The sequence below is a fragment of the Caballeronia terrestris genome, from assembly GCF_001544515.1.
Taxonomy (GTDB): domain Bacteria; phylum Pseudomonadota; class Gammaproteobacteria; order Burkholderiales; family Burkholderiaceae; genus Caballeronia; species Caballeronia terrestris.
Map to the genome: position 1 here is coordinate 1 of NZ_FCOL02000182.1, position 3,976 is coordinate 3,976.

Genomic DNA, 3,976 nt, shown 5'->3' on the forward strand with positions numbered 1-3,976 from the left:
TTGACAAGTACGGCCGCGTCGACGGACTGATCAACAACGCGGGCATCACCCAGCCGTTGAAGACGATGGACATCGAAGCGGGCAATTTCGATGCGGTCATCGACGTAAACCTGCGCGGCACGCTGTATATGTCGCAAGCGGTTATTCCGCAGATGAGAGCGCAAAAAAGCGGCAGCATCGTCTGCATGTCGTCCGTTTCCGCGCAACGCGGCGGCGGCATCTTTGGCGGTCCCCACTACAGTGCCGCTAAAGCGGGCGTACTGGGGCTCGCTCGTGCGATGGCGCGGGAACTCGGGGCGGACAACATCCGCGTCAACTCGATCACACCGGGCCTGATCCAGACGGATATTACCGGCGACAAGCTCACGGCCGAGATGCGCGCCGACGTCATCAAGGGCATTCCGCTCGGCCGGCTCGGCGATGCAGCCGATGTCGCAAACGCGTGCCTATTCCTCTCGAGCGACTTATCAGTCTACCTCACCGGCATCACACTCGACGTCAACGGCGGAATGCTGATTCATTAAGAACGACATTCGCCGCAACTGCGGCGGATGAGTCACCAATGCACCCGGGACAACTCGGGGCGATCCAGCAGGAGACACTTATGAAAGCGAAGTCCACTGCGCCGTCAATGGCGGCCGATGTCACGTCTGTCGCCGATGCGGCGAGCTTTGAAGTGAAAACGTATGCGAAAGTCGGGCGGCGCCTAATACCGTTCCTGATGATCTGCTATCTGGGCGCTTATCTGGATCGCGTGAACGTAGGCTTTGCGAAACTGCAGATGCTCACCGACCTGCGATTCAGCGACACCGTCTATGGCATGGGCGCCGGGATTTTCTTCCTCGGCTATTTCATCTTTGAGGTGCCGAGCAACCTCCTCCTGCATAAACTGGGCGCACGGAATTGGCTCGCCCGCATCATGCTGACGTGGGCGGTGATTTCTGCCTGCTTCGTCTTCGTCAAGTCGCCCACCACCTTCTACATCCTTCGCTTCTTATTGGGCGTAGCAGAGGCCGGGTTCGCACCGGGTGTCATCCTTTACCTCACGTACTGGTTTCCCGCCGCACGGCGCGCGAAGGCGCTCTCACTCTTCTTCATGGCGATTCCTCTTGCGGGGATTGTCGGTGGGCCGCTGTCCGGATGGATCATGCATGCGTTTAATGGTGTGCACGGCCTCGCTGGCTGGAAGTGGCTGTTTATGCTCGAGGCGCTGCCGTCTCTCTTCCTCGGTGTTGCCATTCTCTTCTACCTCGACAACGGTATTGCGTCCGCCAAGTGGCTCACCGATGCGGAGAAAGACCTGCTCGCGCGCAACGTCGCCAGTGACAACTCGCACAAGGTCGCCCATGTGTCCATTAGGTCGTTCATTGGCGATGGCCGGCTGTGGCTGATGGCTTCGATCTACTTCTGTGTCGTGCTCGGTCAGTATGGCCTCACCTTCTGGCTGCCGACGATCATTCGCAAGTCGGGTGTCGCCGATCCGCTGTGGGTGGGCATCTTCACCGCCGTTCCGTATCTGTGCGCCATCGTCACGCTGCCGCTTGTCGGGGCAAGCGCGGACCGTCATCGCGAACGTCGCTTGCATCTGGCGATCCCGATGCTCGTAGCGGCTGCGGGTTTCGCAACGCTTCCGATGCTCGGTGGAGTCGCTGCATCGCTGGTGTGTGTGAGCGTGGCCGCCGCCGGCATCCTCGCGTCTTCCTCACAGTTCTGGTCGTTGCCGACTGCGCTCCTCGGTGGTATGTCGGCGGCAGCGGGTATTGCTGCAGTGAACTGCTTCGCCAATCTCGCAGGCTTCTTCTCGCCGGCTATCGTCGGCTGGTTGAATGACCTAACCGGTAAGTCGACGGCCGGGCTAATTTTTATCTCCGTCGCAATCGTCATCGGTGCCGGGCTTGTTTTCCTCGTGCCGGCCAAGTCCGTCAATCGCTGACACCGTCCGCTGCAAAAGACTTACTTTCAAATCAAGGAGACACCATGAACAGTCCGTCATCAGACGCGGTGACGCTCGCCGAGCGCGCCTATCGGATTCGTAGAAACGCCTTGCTGATGGGCGAAGTACAGGGGCAAGGCTATATCGGCCAGGCACTCGACATCGCCGATGTACTTGCCGTTTCCTACTTCGGCGCGATGCGCTATCAGCCAGATAACCCGGAATGGGAAGGTCGTGACCGCTTTCTCATGTCCAACGGCCACTATGCGATCGCGCTGTACGCCGTGCTGCTCGAAGCCGGCATTCTCCCCGCCGAGGAGCTGGAAACCTACGGCAGCGACGACAGCCGGTTGCCAATGTCCGGCATGGCAAGCTACACGCCCGGCATGGAGATGTCCGGGGGCTCACTGGGTCACGGTCTCACGATCGCGGTGGGACGCTGCCTTGGTCTCAAGCGCAAGGGCTCGGATGCCTTCGTCTACACGCTCTTTTCCGACGGCGAACTCGACGAGGGCGCGATCTGGGAGGGCCTCATGTCGGCCGCTCACTGGAAGCTCGACAACCTGATCGCCATGGTCGACGTCAACAACCAGCAAGCCGATGGTCCCTCATCGCAAATCATGGCGTTCGAACCGCTCGTCGAGAAGCTCGAAGCGTTCGGCTGGTACGTGCAACGCATCGACGGCAACGACATCAATACGGTGAAGACAGCCTTCGACAACGCGCGAAATCACCCGCAAGCGCAGCCTCGCATCATCGTGTGCGATACCCGCATGGGCTGCGGTGTGCCGTTCCTCGAAGAACGGGAGAAGAACCATTTCATCCGCGTCGATGCCCACGAGTGGCAACTGGCGCTTGCAGCACTCGAAGCAGGGAGACAAGCATGAGCGATACCACCACCAAAAAGCCGCGTCTGAAGACTTCCGCGATGATCGCCTCGATCGCCGGCGAAGGACAAGTCACGCGTTCCGCACCCTTTGGTCACGCGCTCGCCAAGCTGGCTCGGGAGAAACAGAATATTGTCGGCATGACGGCCGACCTCGGTAAATACACCGACTTGCATATCTTCGGCAAAGAGTTCCCAGAGCGTTACTACCAGATGGGAATGGCCGAGCAACTGCTGATGGGCGCGGCCGCTGGCATGGCACACGAAGGCGCTCAGCCGTTTGTCACCACCTATGCCGTGTTCGCGACCCGTCGCGCCTATGACTTCATGCACCAGGCCATCGCCGAAGACAATCTCGATGTGAAGATCATCTGCGCGCTGCCGGGACTCACGACCGGCTACGGCCCGAGCCATCAGGCGGCGGAGGATATCGCTGTTATGCGAGCGATGCCAAACATGACGGTCATTGACCCCTGCGATGCGCTCGAAACCGAGCAGATGGTGGCTGCGATTTCGGAGCACAAGGGTCCGGTGTATGCGCGCCTGCTGCGCGGTAACGTTCCTGCCGTACTCGACGAATACGACTACCAATTCGAGCTCGGCAAGGCGAAGCTTCTGCGCGACGGCGCCGAGGTGCTCATCATCTCCTCGGGCATCATGACGATGCGCGCATTAGAAGTGGCGAAGGCGCTGGAAGCGGACAACGTTGGGGTGGGCGTGCTGCACGTGCCGACCATCAAGCCGCTCGACACCGAGACGATCCTGCGGGAAGCCAAACAGACCGGCCGCCTGGTGGTGGTCGCCGAGAACCACTCGACGATCGGCGGCTTGGGGGAAGCCGTCGCAACCACGCTGCTCACGGCTGGCGTCACGCCGATGTATCGGCAAATCGCATTGCCCGATGAGTTCCTTGCTGCGGGCGCGTTACCGACCCTGCACGATCGCTACGGCATCTCGACCAATGTAATGGCCGAAACCATCAAGGGATGGCTTGGATGAGCCCGCGGGCTCCTTCGAACGCGTCGTCGCGACGGGGGGGCCGATCAAATGACGATGTGATTCGGTTTTCGATTTGCCCAGAGTGGAGGACGGTGCGTCCGGTTCGTTGACGCACCGCTCATCAAAGACAGGCGATTTCAGGTGCAATCTCTAACAGC

General features: G+C 60.3%; 4 protein-coding genes. All 4 read left to right on the forward strand.

All coding sequences use genetic code 11. The annotated features are described in order from the left end of the window. The coding region (locus tag AWB67_RS34800; RefSeq protein WP_087660470.1) for an SDR family NAD(P)-dependent oxidoreductase at positions 1–524 on the forward strand (524 nt) is incomplete at its 5' end. 80 nt (positions 525–604) lie between these two features. Beyond that, the gene (locus tag AWB67_RS34805; RefSeq protein ID WP_087660471.1) at positions 605–1,933 is read left to right on the forward strand and encodes an MFS transporter; all 1,329 of its coding nucleotides are present in this window, start codon (positions 605–607) and stop codon (positions 1,931–1,933) included. A 44-nt stretch (positions 1,934–1,977) separates the two neighbouring features. Next, positions 1,978–2,820, forward strand: coding sequence for a transketolase (locus AWB67_RS34810; RefSeq protein WP_087660472.1), 843 nt, complete (start codon positions 1,978–1,980; stop codon positions 2,818–2,820). Then, positions 2,817–3,818 (forward strand): transketolase family protein, encoded by a 1,002-nt coding sequence (locus tag AWB67_RS34815; protein WP_087660473.1) that lies wholly within the window; start codon positions 2,817–2,819, stop codon positions 3,816–3,818. Before AWB67_RS34810 ends, AWB67_RS34815 begins: the two co-directional genes overlap by 4 nt. Positions 3,819–3,976 lie beyond the last annotated feature (158 nt).

Bases quoted from the DNA above. Each gene is read 5' to 3' on its own strand.
- AWB67_RS34810 (WP_087660472.1), top strand. From the start codon at position 1,978: ATGAACAGTCCGTCATCAGACGCGGTGACGCTCGCCGAGCGCGCCTAT.
- AWB67_RS34805 (WP_087660471.1), top strand. From the start codon at position 605: ATGAAAGCGAAGTCCACTGCGCCGTCAATGGCGGCCGATGTCACGTCT.
- AWB67_RS34815 (WP_087660473.1), top strand. From the start codon at position 2,817: ATGAGCGATACCACCACCAAAAAGCCGCGTCTGAAGACTTCCGCGATG.